15 protein-coding genes, 1 tRNA gene and 1 pseudogene are annotated in these 17,576 nt (G+C 70.8%); 11 read left to right on the top strand and 6 right to left on the bottom strand.

Going from position 1 to position 17,576, the window contains the following annotated elements:
- The 6 genes and pseudogenes from AC2VOK_RS15090 to AC2VOK_RS15065 all read left to right on the top strand — a co-directional run.
- Positions 1-2,393 (top strand): annotated as a pseudogene (locus tag AC2VOK_RS15090) (PE family protein); the annotation flags it as partial.
- A 48-nt stretch (positions 2,394-2,441) separates the two neighbouring features.
- Entirely contained in the window at positions 2,442-2,963 is a 522-nt protein-coding gene (locus AC2VOK_RS15085) for a DoxX family membrane protein (protein WP_428901206.1), read from the top strand.
- Between the two features lie 39 nt (positions 2,964-3,002).
- Complete coding sequence (locus AC2VOK_RS15080) at positions 3,003-3,791, top strand: alpha/beta fold hydrolase (protein ID WP_428901205.1); 789 nt, start codon at positions 3,003-3,005, stop codon at positions 3,789-3,791.
- A 32-nt stretch (positions 3,792-3,823) separates the two neighbouring features.
- Complete coding sequence (gene menD, locus AC2VOK_RS15075; RefSeq protein ID WP_428901204.1) at positions 3,824-5,449, top strand: 2-succinyl-5-enolpyruvyl-6-hydroxy-3-cyclohexene-1-carboxylic-acid synthase; 1,626 nt, start codon at positions 3,824-3,826, stop codon at positions 5,447-5,449.
- A 22-nt stretch (positions 5,450-5,471) separates the two neighbouring features.
- Complete coding sequence (locus AC2VOK_RS15070) at positions 5,472-6,008, top strand: DUF3592 domain-containing protein (protein ID WP_428901207.1); 537 nt, start codon at positions 5,472-5,474, stop codon at positions 6,006-6,008.
- Between the two features lie 69 nt (positions 6,009-6,077).
- Positions 6,078-7,229, top strand: a complete 1,152-nt coding sequence (locus tag AC2VOK_RS15065) for a glycosyltransferase family 4 protein (RefSeq protein ID WP_428901203.1) — start codon at positions 6,078-6,080, stop codon at positions 7,227-7,229.
- Positions 7,230-7,288: 59 nt separating this feature from the next.
- Here the strand turns inward: AC2VOK_RS15065 and AC2VOK_RS15060 are convergent, their stop codons facing one another.
- Positions 7,289-8,077: a CHAP domain-containing protein gene (locus AC2VOK_RS15060; protein ID WP_428901202.1), complete on the bottom strand. Its 789-nt coding sequence runs from the start codon at positions 8,075-8,077 to the stop codon at positions 7,289-7,291.
- Between the two features lie 131 nt (positions 8,078-8,208).
- On the opposite strand from AC2VOK_RS15060, the gene AC2VOK_RS15055 reads away from it, so the two are divergent.
- Positions 8,209-8,901, top strand: a complete 693-nt coding sequence (locus tag AC2VOK_RS15055; protein ID WP_421527938.1) for a demethylmenaquinone methyltransferase — start codon at positions 8,209-8,211, stop codon at positions 8,899-8,901.
- Between the two features lie 19 nt (positions 8,902-8,920).
- Here AC2VOK_RS15055 and AC2VOK_RS15050 read toward each other — a convergent pair whose 3' ends face one another.
- Positions 8,921-9,253 (bottom strand): DUF732 domain-containing protein, encoded by a 333-nt coding sequence (locus AC2VOK_RS15050; protein WP_428901201.1) that lies wholly within the window; start codon positions 9,251-9,253, stop codon positions 8,921-8,923.
- Positions 9,254-9,292: 39 nt separating this feature from the next.
- Positions 9,293-10,531 carry a menaquinone reductase gene (menJ, locus tag AC2VOK_RS15045; protein ID WP_428901200.1) on the bottom strand — a complete coding sequence of 413 codons (1,239 nt, stop codon included), beginning with the start codon at positions 10,529-10,531 and terminating at the stop codon, positions 9,293-9,295.
- A gap of 22 nt (positions 10,532-10,553) precedes the next feature.
- On the opposite strand from menJ, the gene grcC1 reads away from it, so the two are divergent.
- On the top strand, positions 10,554-11,561 hold the full coding sequence (gene grcC1 / locus AC2VOK_RS15040) for a nonaprenyl/(2E,6E)-farnesyl/geranylgeranyl diphosphat synthase (protein ID WP_428901199.1): 1,008 nt from the start codon (positions 10,554-10,556) through the stop codon (positions 11,559-11,561).
- A gap of 116 nt (positions 11,562-11,677) precedes the next feature.
- The gene (gene htpX, locus AC2VOK_RS15035; RefSeq protein WP_428901198.1) at positions 11,678-12,538 is read left to right on the top strand and encodes a zinc metalloprotease HtpX; all 861 of its coding nucleotides are present in this window, start codon (positions 11,678-11,680) and stop codon (positions 12,536-12,538) included.
- Between the two features lie 23 nt (positions 12,539-12,561).
- Here htpX and AC2VOK_RS15030 read toward each other — a convergent pair whose 3' ends face one another.
- Positions 12,562-13,587, bottom strand: coding sequence for an NAD(P)H-dependent glycerol-3-phosphate dehydrogenase (locus tag AC2VOK_RS15030; protein WP_428901197.1), 1,026 nt, complete (start codon positions 13,585-13,587; stop codon positions 12,562-12,564).
- 175 nt (positions 13,588-13,762) lie between these two features.
- Here AC2VOK_RS15030 and AC2VOK_RS15025 point away from each other — a divergent pair, with 175 nt between their 5' ends.
- The gene (locus AC2VOK_RS15025; protein ID WP_428901196.1) at positions 13,763-15,238 is read left to right on the top strand and encodes a trypsin-like peptidase domain-containing protein; all 1,476 of its coding nucleotides are present in this window, start codon (positions 13,763-13,765) and stop codon (positions 15,236-15,238) included.
- An 18-nt stretch (positions 15,239-15,256) separates the two neighbouring features.
- Here the strand turns inward: AC2VOK_RS15025 and AC2VOK_RS15020 are convergent, their stop codons facing one another.
- On the bottom strand, positions 15,257-16,780 hold the full coding sequence (locus AC2VOK_RS15020; RefSeq protein WP_428901195.1) for a flavin-containing monooxygenase: 1,524 nt from the start codon (positions 16,778-16,780) through the stop codon (positions 15,257-15,259).
- 151 nt (positions 16,781-16,931) lie between these two features.
- Entirely contained in the window at positions 16,932-17,423 is a 492-nt protein-coding gene (locus tag AC2VOK_RS15015) for a YajQ family cyclic di-GMP-binding protein (RefSeq protein ID WP_428901194.1), read from the bottom strand.
- Between the two features lie 69 nt (positions 17,424-17,492).
- Between AC2VOK_RS15015 and AC2VOK_RS15010 the strand changes: the two genes are divergently transcribed.
- Positions 17,493-17,576 (top strand) — tRNA-Tyr (locus tag AC2VOK_RS15010).

The following is a 17,576-nucleotide window of genomic DNA, read 5'->3' as shown; positions in this document are numbered from 1 at the left end:
CCGCTGGCGCTGACGGCGGCAACGGCGGCAACGGCGGAGCGGCCGGCTATTACGGAACCGGCGGTGCCGGCGGGACCGGCGGCAACGGCGCGGCCGGCCTGCACGGGGAGAGAGAGTTGTCGCCCGGCGTTACCGGGGGTAACGGCGGTAACGGCGGGGCCGGGGGAACCGGCGGCCGTGGTGGTGCTGGTGGTTCGATCGCCGGTAACGGCGGCGTCGGCGGAAACGGTGGCAACGGCGGCGAGGGTGGTACCGGCGGGGGCGGGGGCAATGGCGCTACGGGGGTTGCTGGTGTCAACGGCGGTGTCGGCGGGTCCGGCGGGGACGGCGGTGTAGGCGGTTCCGGTGGCGTCGGCGGTACCGGCGGGGCTGGCGGGTCGGCCAGCCACGGTGTTGCTGGGGTTCAGGGTAACGGCGGGGCCGGTGGCGACGGAGGCACCGGTGGCAGGGCGGGTAACGGCGGGGTTGGTGCCGCGGGCTCGTTCGCCGACGGCGGCACCGGCAACGGCGGTTCAGGTGGGACCGGAGGAAATCAAGGCGCTGGAGGCACTCGCGGCGCTGGTGGGGACGGCTACGTGGACGGGGCGACCGGTTCGGCTGGGGTGATGAGCCAGTCGGGTGGCGACGGTGGTGCCGGTGGTGCCGGCGCTGATGCGACCGCGGCGGGCCACGCCGGCGGTGACGGCGGCAACGGCGGGGCCGCCGGGTACTACGGCGTCGGGGGTGCCGGCGGGACCGGCGGCAACGGGGCGGCCGGGGCGGCGGGGGCGAACGCGTCGTCACCGGGCGGCAACGGGGGCGCCGGCGCTTCGGGCGGGGCTGGGGGAACCGGCGGCCATGGTGGTGCCGGCGGGTCGATCGCCGGCGACGGCGGCACCGGTGGGGCCGGTGGGTCCGGCGGGTCGGGCGGAGTCGGCGGGTCTGGGATGAAAGGCGGTATCGCCAACAACTACGTCAACGGTGCGGGTGGTCAGGGCGGGGTCGGTGGCTTGGGCGGAGCCGGTGGTGTGGGGGGCGTTGCTGGAAACGTCGGCAACGGCGGCGCGGGCGGAGCCGGCGGCAGTGGCGGTACTGGCGGCGCGGGCGCCGCGAGCATCGCCACGAACGCGGCGGGTGGCCACGGCGGCGTCGGCGGGACAGGCGGCTCCGGGGGCGCCGGCGGTTCTGGCGGCGCGGTGTCCGGTAACGGCGGCGACGGCGGTGTTGCCGGTCGCGGCGGTTACGGCGGTTCCGGTGCTGGAGGCGCTGTCGGAAACAGCGCGGCGGACTCCGGGTTTCCCGGCACCGGCGGTGCAGGGGGTATCGGCGGAACCGGTGGGAACGCCGTGTCGGAAGGAAACGGCGGCAACGGCGGGCAAGGTGGCCAAGGCGGTCCCGGTGTCACCGGCGCCACTGGAGGGAGCGGGTTCCCGGGATCCGACGGCGGTAACGGCGGTGCCGGCGGTGCCGGCGGGACCGGCGGGACGGTGACAGGCAACGGCGGCAACGGCGGTGTTGGTGGCAGTGGGGGCCAAGGCGGAACCGGCGGCATCGGCGCCTCAGGTGGTGCCGACGCAACGATGGCGCAGGGCGGCCCGGGCGGCACCGGCGGTGACGGCGGGGCCGGCGGAGCTCCGGGAGCGGCGGCGGCCCCGACCGGCCACGCGGGCAACCCGGGTGACGGCGGCGTGGGCGGCGTGGGCGGTGCGGGCGGCTTGGGCGGCACGACCTCGAGCGGGGGTAGTGAGGGGTACGGCGGGTTCGGCGGCAACGGCGGCAACGGCGGTGTCGCCGGCAGTCCGCTGGCATCGTCGCAGCAGGTCGCGACCGGCGGTGCCGGCGGGGCGGGGGGTAACGGTGGCCGCGGCGGCGCCGGAACCGCCACCGTCGGTGGTGGTGGCGGCGGCGGTGCCGGAATCGGCGGTGACGGCGGCGGCGGCGGTGTTAAGGGATACGGCGGTGACGGCGGAGCCGGTGGCACCGGCGGCCACGGCGGTGACGGCAATGAGACCGGGACGTTACCGATGACCGGTTCCGGCGGCGGTGGTGGCGGCGGTGGCGGCATCGGCGGAAATCCAGGTGAAGGCAGTGGAGGTGCCGGCGACGGGTCCTACGGACGAAACGGCGACGGCGGCAACGGCGGAATGGGGGGAGCCGGGTACTACGGGGGCGGCGGGGGCGGCGGGGGCGTTTCCGGTGGCCTCGGCGCGTCCGGCGGTGACGGCGGAGCCGGAGGTCCCGGTTCCGGCGGCGGGGTCGGCAAGCCCGGCCAGTCCGGCGGTGACGGTCTCTACACCGTTCACGGCGGTGCGGGAGGCCTTGACGGTTCCGGGGGTTCAATCGGTGCCGGCGGCCCAGGCGGTGGCCTCGTCGGCCCCGGCGGCGGCGGCGCGCCGGGCAGTACGACGAGCTGACCGCGGCGTCGCCTGTTTCCGGCTGCTGAACCCGGTAGCGTGACGGCCGTGGAAAACGCTGCGGCCAGCACCCGCACCCAGACCGCCGCCACCGCACTGCGCATCGCGTTCGGCGTGGTCTGGGCGATCGACGCGTGGCTGAAGTGGCAGCCCGGGTTCCGCGCCACCATGCTGCCGAGCATGGTCGCTGCGGCCCAGGGCCAGCCGAACTGGCTGATGCCGTGGTTTCACCTCTGGATCGACCTGATGCGCCCGGAACCGCAGTTGTGGGGGTATCTCATTGCCGTCGCCGAGACGGTGATCGCGATCCTGCTGCTGACCGGGTTGGCCCGCCGCGCCGTCTACCTCGGCGGCGCCCTCTACAGCCTGGGCATCTGGTCGACGGCCGAGGGCTTCGGCGGGCCCTACACCGCGGGCGCGACCGACATCGGGACCTCGATCATCTACGTGCTCGTCTTCCTGGCCCTGCTGGTGACACTCGAGCACTCACTCGACCGTCGCGTAACGCTGGACATCCCGCTCGCCCGCCGCGTCCCCTGGTGGCATCGCGTTGCCGGCCCCTCGGTCTAGCGGACAGCGGCGCACCTGGGCACCTGTACCGTCGGTCGGGTGATCAACCTGGCTTACGACGATCGAGGATCCGGTGAGCCCGTCGTCTTCATCTCCGGCCGTGGCGGCCCCGGGCGCACCTGGCTGCCGCACCAGGTGCCGGCGTTTCTGGAGGCGGGCTACCGGGTCATCACCTTCGACAACCGCGGGATCGGCGCCACCGAGAATGCCGAGGCATTCACCACGCAGACGATGGTCGCCGACACTGCCGCGTTGATCGAGTCGCTGGACGCCGCGCCGGCTCGTATCGTCGGGATGTCGATGGGTGCGTTCATCGCCCAGGAGCTCATGGTGGTCAGGCCCGAGCTGGTCAGCTCCGCCGTGCTGATGGCCACCCGCGGCCGCCTCGACCATGCCCGCCAGTTCTTTCACGACGCCGAAGTCGAGCTGTACGAGTCGGGTGCCCGGCTGCCGCCCTCCTACGACGCGCGGTCGCGTCTGCTGGAGAGCTTCTCGCGCAAGACGATCAACGACGATGCCGCCGTCGCCGACTGGATCGCGATGTTCTCCACCTGGCCGATCAAGCAGACACCGGGCCTGCGCTGCCAGCTGGACGTCTCTCCGCAGACCAACCGGCTGCCCGCGTACCGCAGCGTCGCCGCCCCGGTACTGGTGATCGGTTTCGGCGACGACGTGGTCACGCCGCCCCATCTGGGCCGGGAGGTCGCCGACGCTCTGCCCAACGGGCGGTACCTGCAGATCCCGGACGCCGGCCATCTCGGCTTCCTGGAGCGGCCGCAAGCCGTCAACTCCGCGGCGCTGCAGTTCCTCGCCGGCGTCAAGGCCTGAGCGCGTCGTCACCGATGTGACACCCTGTATGGGTGAACCCCTCGACGACCCAGGCCCGCGTCGTCGTTGACGAGCTGATCCGCGGCGGCGTGCGCGACGTGGTGCTGTGCCCCGGATCGCGGAACGCTCCGCTGGCCTTCGCCCTGCAGGACGCCGACCGCGCCGGTCGGGTCCGGTTGCACGTCCGCATCGACGAGCGCACGGCCGGCTACCTGGCCATCGGCCTGGCCCTCGGCGCGGGCGCGCCGGTGTGCGTCGCGATGACGTCGGGCACCGCTGTCGCCAACCTCGGTCCGGCGGTGGTCGAGGCCAACTACGCGCGCGTGCCGCTGATCGTGCTGTCGGCCAATCGGCCCTACGAACTGCTCGGCACCGGATCCAACCAGACCATGGAACAGCTGGGCTACTTCGGCACCCAGGTCCGTGCCACCATCGGCCTGGGTCTGGCCGAGGACGCGCCGGAGCGATTGGATGCGCTCAACGCCACCTGGCGCTCGGCCACCTGCCGGGTGCTGGCGGCCGCGACCGGGTCGCGCACCGCCAACGCCGGGCCCGTGCAGTTCGACATCCCGCTGCGCGAGCCGCTGGTGCCCGACGCCGAGCCCCGCGGCGCGGTGACCCCGCCCGGTCGGCCCGGCGGCAAGCCGTGGACCTACACGCCGCCGGTGACGTTCGACCAGCCGCTGGACATCGACCTGTCGCCCGACACGGTCGTCATCGCCGGGCACGGCGCCGGTGTCCACCCCAACCTGGCGCAGCTGCCGACCGTCGCGGAGCCAACCGCCCCAACGGCCGCCAACCCGCTGCACCCGCTGGCGCTGCCGCTGCTGCGCCCCAGGCAGGTGATCATGCTCGGCCGCCCGACCCTGCACCGGCCGGTGGCGGCCCTGCTGGCCGACCCCCAGGTGCCCGTGTACGCGCTGACCACCGGGCCGCGCTGGCCGGACGTGTCCGGGAATTCGCAGGCCACCGGCACCCGGGCCGTCACCACCGGAGCACCGCACCCGGCATGGCTGCGGCGCTGCGCGGAGGTGAACCGGCACGCGGCCCACGCCGTGCGCGGGCAGCTGGAGGCGCACCCGCTCACCACCGGCCTGCACGTGGCCGCGGCCGTGGTCAGAGCGCTGCGACCCGGTGACCAGCTGGTGCTCGGCGCCTCCAACCCGGTCCGCGACGCGGCGCTCGTCGGGCTGAACCCGCACGGCATCCCGGTGCGCTCCAACCGCGGCGTCGCCGGAATCGACGGCACCGTCTCGACCGCGATCGGGGCGGCCCTGGCGCACGAGGGGCGCACGATCGCCCTGATCGGCGACCTCACGTTCGTCCACGACAGCTCCGGGCTGCTGATCGGGCCCACCGAGCCGACGCCGCAGCGCCTGACCATCGTGGTGTCCAACGACAACGGCGGCGGCATCTTCGAGCTGCTCGAACTGGGCGACCCCCGGTTCTCCGACGTGTCGTCGCGGGTCTTCGGTACTCCGCACGACGTCGACGTGGGCGCGCTGTGCCGTGCCTACCACGTCGAGAGCCGCCAGATCGAGGTCGCCGAGCTCGACGCGGCCCTCGACGAACCCGCAGCGGGCATGCGCGTGCTCGAGGTCAAGGCCGACCGGTCCTCGCTGCGACAGCTGCACGCCGCCATCAAGGCCGCGCTGTGAGCCCGACGCGATGCCCGACACCCTGAATTCGGCGAAGGCGTTGCTGCGCATCCTGATCCACGGCCGCAGCGATGAGCCGCCGAAGACCCGGGCGCGCGCGGTGCTGCGGTGGGCGCGGATCGCGGTGCTGATCGTGACCGGTCTCGTCACGCTGCAGTCGGTGCTGCTGGTGGCCGGCGCCTGGCGCGACGACCTCGCGATCCGGCACAACATGGGGGTGGCTCAGGCCGAGGTGCTAAGCGCGGGGCCGCGGCGCTCCACGATCGAGTTCGTCACGCCCGAGCGGGTCACCTACCGTCCCGAGCTCGGCGTGCTGTACCCGTCCGAGTTGTCGACGGGCATGCGCATTTACGTCGAATACAACAAGACCGACCCGAACCTGGTCCGGGTGCAGCACCGCAACGCCGCGCTGGCGATCATCCCGGCGGGTTCCATCGCGGTCGTCGGCTGGCTGGCCGCGACGGTGATGCTGGTCGGCCTGGCGGTGCTGGACAAACGGCTGGACCAGCGCCCCGAAGCCCGCCCCGGTCCGGTCCCGACGGTCCCGTCGGGTTCTTGAGCAGCAGATTTCAAACGACGTATGCCCCTCGGCAACCTGATCGACAGTCGGCCCTGACACTATCGTGACGTGCGCGTTGCGATCGTCGCCGAATCCTTCCTTCCGCATGTCAACGGTGTCAGCAACTCGGTGATCCGGGTGCTCGAGCACCTGCGCAGGACGGGGCACGAGGCCCTCGTCATCGCACCCGACACCCCGCCGGGTGAGCCCCCCGCCGAGCGCCTTCACGACGGGATCCGGGTGCATCGGGTGCCGTCGCGGATGTTCCCGAAGGTGACCACGTTGCCGCTCGGGGTGCCCACCCCCCGCATGGTGCGCACCCTGCGCGGGTTCGACCCCGACGTCATTCACCTGGCCTCGCCGGCGCTGCTCGGCTACGGCGGGGTGCGGGCCGCGCGCCGTCTCGGGGTGCCGGCCGTCGCGGTCTACCAGACCGACGTCCCGGGTTTCGCGGCGAGCTACGGCATCGGAATCACCACCCGGGCGGCGTGGGCCTGGTTCCGGCACCTGCACGCCCTGGCCGACCGCACCCTGGCTCCGTCCAGCGCGACGATGGAGTCGCTGGTGGCCCAGCGCATCCCGCGGGTGCACCAGTGGGCGCGCGGGGTCGACGTCATCCGCTATGCGCCCTCGGCGCGTGACGAGGCGCTGCGGCGGCGCTGGTCGCCGCAGGGCAAGCCGATCGTCGGATTCGTCGGTCGGCTCGCGCCGGAGAAGCACGTCGAACGGCTCGCCGCGCTGGCCGCCGGCGACGCTGTGCAGCTCGTCATCGTCGGCGACGGCGTCGATGCAGCCAAGCTGCGATCTTTGATGCCGACGGCGGTGTTCACCGGTGCGCTCTACGGTGCGGACCTCGCCGCGGCCTACGCCAGCATGGACGTCTTCGTGCACACCGGTGAACACGAGACGTTCTGTCAGGTCGTACAAGAAGCGCTGGCGTCGGGTCTGCCGGTGATCGCCCCCGATGCCGGCGGCCCGCGCGACCTCATCACGCCGTGCCGTACCGGGTTGTTGCTGCCGGTCAAGGAATTCGAGACGAGGCTGCCAGCCGCCGTCGCGCACCTGCTCACCGAACGGCACCGCTACTCGCAGTCGGCCCGGCGCAGTGTGCTGCACCGCAGCTGGCCGGCCATCTGCGACGAGTTGCTCGGCCACTACGAGGCGGTGTTGTCGCCGTTGGCCCGGGCGCAGGTGTCGGCGCGCCGGAGGAGGCGCGCGTGACGCCGGAGCTGGGTCAGGGCATGAGGATCCAGCCCGTCAGGACGTAAGGATCCAGCCCGTCAGGGCATAAGGATGTAGGACATTCCCGGGACGTTCCTGGCATCGCGGGTCCACCACTGACCGGCGCCGCCGTAGGTTGCGTTGTTCATCTCCGTGATGTTCACCCAGGTGCCGTCGCCGCGCTCGGACACCGAATTCACCCACGCAGCATGGCCGTACGGACTGACACCCGGCAGCCACGGCTCGAACACGACGATCGCGCGTGGCTGCGGATCGGTGACGACCGTCCAGCCGTGCGCCCGCGCGGAGTCCGCCCAGTCCATGGCGTTGCCCTGCAGGGCGGGGTAATACCCGCCGGCCTCGAACCACTTCTGCAGCGCGCCCCAGGTGCACTGGCCTTCGGCGCCGGAGTTGACCGACCGGCGTTGTCCCATCGCGCGCCCTGGGCTGCCCGCCGGCGCGCCCGCGGGGTCGAATTGGCCGGCGCAGTCGGGCGTCGCCGCGTTCTGCGTGCGCGTCTCGATGTCGACACCGGAGACGAAATGCCCGTCCGACGTCTTGTACCAGAGTGTCGTGGCCTGTCCGCGTGTCGAGCACACCAACACCAGCCGGTCGTCGACGTCGTACCAGCCGTCCTGGCGCGCGTTGGGTGACGGTTCGGACATGCGCTGGGTCCGTGCCTTGACCGTCGCGGCCGGTTCGGCGCCGACGGATGCGGCGAAAACCAGACCGCCCGCGGTGAGGACCGTGGCCGTTGTGACGCCGAGGCGGAGCGCGCTGCGAGCGGCGAGCATCCGGGCTTGCCGCAGCGATGCGGATTTCCCGCCGATGGCCAGTTCGAATCCCATAAACGTCGCGTCTCCGTGTGACGAGTGCAGGTTGAGTTTAGATAACGATTGGGCGTTACGCAGGGGAAATCAGAAGATCCGGTGGGGCAGCCGAGGTCGCGAGCCCGCTCCGGCCCGGTAGCGTCTACGTCGTGAGTCGTGCCGCCCTGGACAAGGATCCCCGCGATGTCGCGTCGATGTTCGACGGCGTCGCCCGCCGGTATGACCTGACCAACACCGTGCTGTCCCTGGGCCAGGACCGCTACTGGCGCAAGGCCACCCGGTCCGCGCTGCGGATCGGTTCCGGTCACCGGGTGCTGGACCTCGCCGCGGGGACCGCGGTGTCCACGGTCGAGCTGGCGAAATCCGAGGCCTGGTGCGTTGCGGCGGATTTCTCGGTCGGGATGCTGGCGGCGGGTGCGGCCCGCGAGGTGCCCAAGGTGGCCGGTGACGCGACCCGGCTGCCGTTCGCCGACGGCGTGTTCGACGCGGTCACGATCAGCTTCGGGCTGCGCAACGTGGCCGACCCGCAGGCGGCGCTGCGCGAGATGGCGCGTGTCACCAGGCCCGGCGGGCGGCTGGTGGTGTGCGAGTTCTCCACGCCCACCAACGCGGCGCTGGCCACCATCTACAAGGAGTACCTGATGCGGGCGCTGCCGCGGGTGGCGCGGGCGGTGTCCAGCAATCCCGACGCCTACGTGTACCTGGCCGAGTCGATCCGCGCCTGGCCCGACCAGGCCGCGCTGGCGCGCGAGATCGGGCGGGCGGGGTGGTCGGCGGTGCGCTGGCGCAACCTGACCGGCGGGATCGTGGCGTTGCACGCGGGGTACAAACCCCTGCGGTGAGGCGAGCGCCGAGGACCGGCTAGGTCCCGGCGCGCTGGATGAAGCCGACCTGCTCGGGGCAGTAGTGACCGATCGCGGCGCCGAGGAACTGCAGCGCCTGGCCCTGGGTGGTGCCCCGCGGCAGGTTTTGCTGCAGGAAGACGGCGGACTGTTGGGCGTCGTGGTCCACGCCGCGCTCGATCCGTTGACATTCGATCTTGCCCAGCCACGCGAGTTGGTCCTGGGGGCCGTAGACGCCGAAGTCGTTGACGGTGTTCTTGAAGTCGGTGTCATAGTCGGCCTGCGCCGGCGCGGCCAGCGCGATCGCGGCAGCCGTCACGGCGAGGCCCGTCGTCAGCCTCGTACGCTTCATTAGCGGGACTATACACCGCGATCACGAATTGATCTCGGGTCAGGTGAACGGCGTTCGCCGGTCGATCAGCCGGGACAGCCGGCCGGCGCCGCGCCAGGCCCGCGCCACCCAGTCGGCGTCCTCGTCGGTGACCAGGTTGGCCATCACCCGCACCGCGATCGCCATCAACGCGGGGGAGCGCATCGCGATCGGCCCGGTAGCGGGCAGGAACCGCTGGAAGGTCAGCAGCAGCCCCAGCCGGCGCGCGACGGAGAACCCGCGCGCGTAGTGGCGCTGCAGCAGCCACGGCCAGACCTGCGACAGGTCGCCGCAGTCCAGCAGGTCGGCGGCCAGCCGCCCGGTTTCCAGGCCGTAGTCGATGCCCTCGCCGTTCAGCGGGTTGACGCAGGCCGCGGCGTCGCCGACCAGCATCCAGTTGGGCCCGGCCACCCCGGACACCGCGCCGCCCATCGGCAACAGCGCCGACGCCACCGCCCGGGGCTCGCCGGTGAAACCCCACTCGTCGCGGCGCAGGTCGGTGTAGGAGGAGATCAGCGGGCGCAGCGCCAGCTCGGCCGGCCGTTTCGACGTCGACAGTGCCCCCACGCCGATGTTCACCTCGCCGTTGCCCAGCGGGAAGATCCAGCCGTAGCCGGGCAGCACCGCTCCGTCGGGGGAGCGTAGTTCAAGATGTGAGGTCAGCCACGGGTCGTCGGCGCGCGGGGTGGCCAGATAGCCGCGCGCCGCGACGCCGTACACCGTCTCCTGATGCCAACGCCTGCCCAGCGTGCGCCCCAGTGGAGACCGCGCCCCGTCGGCGACGATCAGCTGTCCGCAGCCCACCTCCGTGCCGTCGGCCAGGCTCAGCGACACTACCCGCCGTGACGAGTCATGTTGGGCAGCGACCACTTTGGATCCGAGCAGCATCCGGGCCCCGGAGTCTTCGGCGCACTGGCGGATCCGGTTGTCGAGCTCGAGTCGGGCCACCGCGCTGCCGGTGGCCGGGAACGACGGGCCCGGCCAGTCCACCTGCACTTCGCCGCCGAACCCGCTCATCCGCAGTCCGCGATGCCGGATGCGGGTGTCGAGCCAGCCGCCCAGACCCAGTCGGTGCAGCTCCGCGACCGCGCGCGGGGTCAAGCCGTCACCGCACGCCTTGTCGCGCGGGAAGCCGGCCGAGTCGACGACGAGGACGTCCCGGCCCGCCCGGGCGGCGTGGGCGGCGGCCGCCGAGCCGGCGGGCCCGGCGCCCACGACCACCACGTCGGCCTTGAGGGCTCTGGTCGCTCTCGTCTGCATGTACACCAGTATGTTTGGTCGGGTGAGGACTCCGGCGACGGTGGTGGCGGGCGTTGACTTCGGCGATGCCGCGCTGGCGGTGACCGTCCGGGACGGCGTCGAGCGGGTCGAGCAGCTCATCGACACCGAACTGCGCAGCGCGGACCCGGTGATGACCGACTCGCTGACGCACCTGTTCAACGCCGGCGGCAAGCGGTTTCGGCCGCTCTTCACGGTGCTGTCGGCGCAACTGGGGCCCAACCCCGATGCCGAGGGGGTGACGATCGCCGGGGCGGTGATCGAGCTGGTGCACCTGGCCACGCTCTACCACGACGACGTGATGGACGAGGCCGAGGTGCGCCGCGGCACACCCACCGCCAATGTCCGCTGGGGCAACAACGTCGCCATCCTGGCCGGCGACTACCTGTTCGCCACGGCGTCGCGGCTCGTGTCACAGCTGGGACCCGACGCGGTGCGGCTCATCGCCGAGACGTTTGCTCAGCTGGTGACCGGGCAGATGCGCGAGACCCACGGCGCGGCCGGCGGCGACGACCCCATCGAGCACTACTTGAGGGTCGTGTACGAGAAGACCGCCTGTCTGATCGCCGCGGCCGGCCAGTTCGGTGGCATGTTCTCCGGCGCCGCCGAGGAGCAGGTGCAGCGGCTGAGCCGGCTGGGCGGCATCGTGGGCACCGCGTTCCAGATCTCCGACGACATCATCGACATCGACAGCGACTCCCAAGAGTCCGGCAAGCTGCCCGGCACCGACGTGCGCGAAGGCGTCAACACCTTGCCGATGCTCTACGCGCTACGCGAACCCGGGCCCGAGGCGGCGCGGCTGCGCGAGTTGCTGGCCGGGCCCGTCGAACAGGACGAGTCGGTGGCCGAGGCGTTGACGTTGTTGCGGGCCTCGGCGGGCATGGCCAAAGCCAAGCAGTTCCTGGCCCGGTATGCGGCGCAGGCGCACGACGAGCTCGCTCTGTTGCCCGATACCCCCGGCCGGTGCGCGCTGCAAACACTGGTGGACTACACGATCAGCCGGCACGGCTAGCGGAGAACGCCGGGCGTGGCGGAACTCGGAACGTCCTTCCGGGCGTTCAATGAGCAGTTCAATGAGAAGTAGTCGACCCTGACCGTGCTTTTCCGAGTGTTCTGAGGAGGACACCGATGACCTGGCATCCGCATGCCAACAGGCTGAAGACCTTCGTCCTGTTGGTCGGTATGTCCGCGCTGATCGTCTTCGCCGGCGCCTTGTTCGGCAGGACGGCACTGATCTTCGCGATGCTGTTCGCCGTCGGCATGAATGTGTACGTCTACTTCAACAGCGACAAGCTGGCCCTGCGGGCGATGCACGCCCAGCCCGTCTCGGAACTGCAGGCGCCGGCGATGTACCGCATCGTGCGCGAGTTGGCGACCGCCGCGCACCAGCCGATGCCGCGGCTGTACGTCAGCGACACCAACGCGCCCAACGCCTTCGCCACCGGCCGCAATCCGCACAACGCCGCGGTGTGCTGCACGACCGGCATCCTGGACATCCTCACCGAGCGTGAGCTGCGCGCTGTGCTGGGACACGAGCTCTCCCACGTCTACAACCGCGACATCCTGATCTCCTGCATTGCCGGCGCCCTGGCGTCGGTGATCACGGCGCTGGCCAACATGGCCATGTTCGCCGGCATGTTCGGCGGCAACCGCGACGGTGGAAACCCCTTTGGGCTGCTGCTGGTTTCTTTCCTGGGGCCGGTCGCCGCGACGGTGGTGAAGCTGGCGGTGTCACGGTCGCGCGAATACCAGGCCGACGAGTCGGGTGCCGTGCTGACCGGTGACCCGTTGGCCCTGGCGTCGGCGCTGCGCAAGATCTCCGGCGGGGTGCAGGCCGCGCCGCTGCCGCCGGAGCCGCAGCTGGCCAGTCAGGCGCACCTGATGATCGCCAACCCGTTTCGGACGGGTGAGCGCATCGGCGCGCTGTTCGCCACCCACCCTCCGATCGAGGACCGCATTCGCCGGCTGGAGGCGATGGCGCGCGGGTAGGGCTCGCTCGGCCGCGGCGGCGGTCAGAACCCGGCGCCGTGCACCTCGTGCCCCGGGACCTCGACCATCAGGCCGCGGTAGGCCTGCTCGACGGTGGAGCCGTGGTTGATCACCGCGTCGACCTCCCGGGCGATCGGCATGATCAGGCCGAACTCGTTGGCGAAATCCATGATCACGCTGGCGGCTTTGACGCCCTCGGCGACCTGGTTCATCGAGGAGATGATCTCGTCGATCGGCTTGCCGGCACCGAGTTGTTCGCCGACGTGGCGGTTGCGGCTGCGCTGACTGGTGCAGGTGACGATGAGGTCGCCCAGGCCGGCCAGCCCGGGGAAGGTGTCGGGGTCCCCGCCCATCGCGACGCCCAGCTTGGTCATCTCGCGCAACGCCCGCGCGATCACCAGCGCGCGGGTGTTCTCGCCGATCCCCAGCGAGTAGCCCATCCCGACGGCGATGGCGTAGACGTTCTTCAACGCGCCGGCCAGCTCCACGCCGACGACGTCGTCGGTGGTGTACACGCGGAAGCGCCGGGTCCGCAGCAGCTCCGAGAGCCGGGTCGCCAGGTGCTGGTCGGGCATCGCCAGGACCGCCGCGGCCGCGTAGCCCTCGCCCACCTCCCGGGCGATGTTCGGTCCGGCCAGGATTCCTGCCGGATGACCGGGCAGCAACTCCTCGACGATCTGCGACATCCGCATGTTGGTGCCCTGCTCGAGACCCTTGACCAGCGACACCACCGGCACCCACGGCCGCAGTTCCCTGGCCAACTCGGTGAGCACGCCGCGGAAGCCGTGCGAGGGCACGCCCATGACCACGACGTCGGCGCAGTGGGCGGCCTCGGCGAAGTCGGTGGTGGCGCGCAGCCCGTCGCTCAGCACGACGTCGTTGCCGAGATAGCGGCTGTTGCGGTGATTGTCGTTGATGTCGTTGGCGGTCACCTCGGAGCGCACCCATTGCAGTGTCGGTCCGCGGCGCGCACAGATGGACGCCACCGTGGTTCCCCACGAGCCGCCGCCGAGGACGACGACGTTGGGCTCGCGCATCTGTGATGCCATGGCGATCAGCGTATTGCCGACACCTCCGATTGAGAAGTGGTTCACTGGCCGCGCGGCCACCGAAGTCGAACCCAACGACACCCGGGCAGGGGACTTCGGTCCCTAGCCCCGCCGGGCGCGCTGCCGGATCGTCGATGTTGCGCGGTGCTTCCTGGAGGCGAGGGAAAGAGGGACGATGCCCAGACGTCGGTGGGGCCGGGCGGTCGCGGCATTGTCCGCGGCCGCGCTCGCGGTGATGACGTCGCCCGCGGGCATCGCCTCCGCCGATGCTGATGGCCCCCAGCACAATCCGCAGGAGAGGGCGGCGGCACTCATCCGGCCCGCCGTGATGTACCTGTCGGGCCAGGCGTACGGCCAGGTCCGGTTGCCCGACGGCACGTTGTTGTCGCAGTTCGGCGAGGGCTCGAACATTCCGTTCACCGCGACCTGGTCGTGCACCGCCTTCGTCGTCAACCCCGACGGGTGGGTGGCCACGTCGGGACATTGCGTGGACCCGAACAACGCCAAAGCTCTCATTCTCAAGCGGGCCGCCAAGGAATACGTCATCCAATATCCGGATTCGGCGATCGGGCAGAACCCGGGCGCGGTCCTGCGGTGGCTGCGACAGAACGCCAAAGTCGAAGGCGACGGCGCCGACCGGGGTCCGCAGCCCGCGCTGACACTGGTGTACGGCAGCGGGGACCGGGTCGTCGGGAAACTGCTCGCCAACGTGGTGGATTTCCGGCCCATCAGCAAAGGCGACGTCGCCCTGCTCAAAGTCGAACGGCACGACTTGCCGTCGTCGAAACTGGCTTCCGACGCCGCCGTCAGCATCGGCACCCCGATTCTCGCGGTGGGGTACGCGCAGAGCACGAAACGGATCACCGATCCGTCGCTGGACCCGACGAACAAGAGCGGCACCATCAGCAAGAAGTCGTCCGTGGGCAGCATCCCAGAGTACGAGATCGATGCCCCGGTCACCGAGGGGATGAGCGGCGGCCCCACCGTCGGACTCGACGGCACGGTGATCGGCGTCAACAGCTTCGCACCCGTCGGTGAGCCGCAGCCGTTCAACTTCGTGGCGCCGGCCGCCAGTCTCGCCGCGTTGCTGGCCGGCAAGGGCGTCACGGCCGCGCTGGGGCCGGCCGACGTCCTCTACCGCAGCGGGCTCGGCCACTTCTACTCCGGCCACTACACCGACGCCATCGCCGACTTCGACCGGGCGCAGGCGATGTCGCCCGATTACCCCGGACTGCTGGAGCTCAAGACGAGTGCGGTGAATCTGCGCCGGCGCTACGGCGATGACACGCTGCTGAGCGGCACCACCCTGATGTGGTACGTCATCGGCACGGTCGTGCTGGTGCTCGCCGCCGCCGGTGGCCTGACCCTCCTGGTGACGCGCAGCCGCCGGCACCCGGACGCGCCGGCGAAACCAGCGGGCGTCCAGCTTGTTTGCCCCGGCGACGGCGACAACGTCGAACCAGTCCGCGCCCGCAGGGGCATCAAAGCGGGTGCCGCCCGGCTCCTCGGCGCGGCACCCTCGCCCACGCCGCAGCAGCACTTCTGCTCGAGTTGCGGGGCCGAACACCACCCCGCCGAGAAGTTCTGCCCCAACTGTGGCATGGAGATCCTGCCCGGAGTATCCGACGTGGGGGCCGACCGAACCGGCTGACGGTCAACCCGCCGGCGGTTATCCCGTCAGTGCCGCCCGGTCGGCGACCCGGCCGAACACCATGGCTTCCTCGATGCGGTCGAACCGGTAGTCCAGGGCGTCGGCGAGGTAGTTCTGCCGCACGTTCCACGGTCGTCTCGTACCGGACTTGGGCAGCGCGTGCAGTGAGCGCAGCACGTAGCCGGCGTTGATGTCCCAGGCGGGTTTCTCGGTCATCGGTTGGCCGCCGAGATGCGGGTAGGCGTGGGTATAGCCGTGAGAAGCCATGTGCGCCAGCAGTTTCGCGGTCGCCCGTGCGGTGATGTCGGCGCGCAGCGTCCAGGAGGCGTTCGTGTAGCCGACGCACCAGAACAGGTTGGGCACGTCCTCGAGCATGTGCGCCTTGTAGACGAAGCGGTCCCGGGGATCGATCTCGACGCCGTCGAGGCTGATCGCCGTGCCGCCGAGCGCCTGCAGTTGCAGGCCGGTGGCGGTGACGACGATGTCGGCGTCGAGGTGAGCGCCGGAGCTGAGCACGATGCCGGCTTTGTCGAAGTGGTCGATGTGGCCGGTGACCACGTCGGCGCGGCCGGTGCTGATCGCGTGGTAGAGGTCGGCGTCGGGGATCAGGCACATCCGCTGGTCCCACGGGTCGTATCGCGGCCTGAAGTGGGTGTCGACGTCGTAGCCGGCGGGCAGGCTGCTGAGCGCCTTGCGGCGCAACATCCACCGGACGAGGCGGGGCGCCTTGCGCGACAGCGCGAAGAACGCCGCCTCCGACAGTGCGCTGTACATGCGCACCACCAGATGAGCGGCTTTGCGGGGCAGCAGCTTCCGGGCGACGGCGGCCACCGTTCCGTACCGGGAGGCCGAGATGAGGTAGGTCGGGGAGCGCTGCAGCATGGTCACCGTCGCGGCGCGGTCCGACAGCGACGGCAGCAGGGTGACCGCGGTGGCGCCGCTGCCGATCACCACGACCTTCTTGCCGGTGTAGTCGAGGTCTTCCGGCCAGTGCTGGGGGTGCACCACGGTTCCGCCGAACTGGTCGATGCCGGGGAAGTCGGGGGTGTAGCCCTCGTCGTAGTTGTAGTAGCCGCTGCCGAAGAACACGAACCTGGCGCGGTAGGTCGTGCGGGTGCCGTCCTGCTCGGTGGTGATCGTCCAGGTGTCGGTGGCCGAATCCCAGTTCGCCGAGCGGACACGGCTGTTGAACCGGATGTGGCGGTCGATGCCGTACTTGCGTGCGGTGGCGGTCAGGTACTCGCGGATGTGCACGCCGTCGGCGACGCCTTCCCGGCGGGTCCACGGCTCGAAGGGGAACGACAGCGTGAAGATGCTGCTGTCGGAGCGCACGCCCGGGTAGCGGAACAGGTCCCAGGTGCCGCCGATCCGCGCACGCTGCTCCAGGATGACGTACGTCGCGTCCGGGTTGCGCTCGGTGATGCGGTAGGCCGCGTCGATGCCCGAGATTCCGGCGCCGACGATGACGACGTCGACGTAGCCGTCGCCCTCGCCGTTGGTGTGGGGAACGCCGCCGGCGGCTTCCCGGGGAGTCACGGTCATCGTGAACCTCGCTTGGATTGTGGGCCTGATCACCAGCCTAGAGACCTACCGGTTGGTCGGGCCAGGGCCCGGCGGCGGCGAGCGTAACGTAGCTGCGAAACGTCGGGCACGAGTTCGCAGTGGCGTTACGCTCGCGGTCGCGCAACGCCGGTTACCGGTAGTTGACGAACTGCAGCGCCACGTCCAGGTCGGCGTTCTTGAGCATGGCGATGACGGCCTGCAGGTCGTCCCGTTTTTTGCTGCTGACGCGGATCTCGTCGCCCTGGATCTGGGTCTTGGCGGTCTTCGGACCCTCGTCGCGGATGAGCTTGGTGATCTTCTTGGCGTTCTCGCTGCTGATGCCCTGCTTGAGGGTGCCGTTGACCTTGAAGGTCTTGCCGGACGCCTGCGGCTCGCCGGCGTCGAAGGCCTTCATCGAGATGTCGCGGCGGACCAGCTTCTCCTTGAAGACGTCGACGGCGGCCTTGACGCGTTCCTCGGTCGAGGACGTCAGCTCGATCGCCTCGTCGCCCTTCCAGGCGATCGAGGTGTCGGTGCCGCGGAAGTCGAAGCGGGTGGCCAGCTCCTTGGCGGCCTGGTTGAGCGCGTTGTCGACCTCCTGGCGGTCGACCTTGCTGACGATGTCGAACGATGAGTCCGCCATTGAATCCGTCCCTTCTTGCGGTGGTGGCCGTTTGTGCTTTGTCTACCCGTTCGTTGTAACCTGTCTGGCGGCAGGTTGCCCGAGCGGCCAATGGGAGCGGACTGTAAATCCGTCGCGAAAGCTTCACAGGTTCGAATCCTGTACCTGCCACCA

The organism is Mycobacterium sp. TH-M116 (assembly GCF_057473685.1).
The sequence above is the reverse complement of the archived record's forward strand: the minus strand, read 5'-3'. Positions and strand labels throughout refer to the sequence as shown.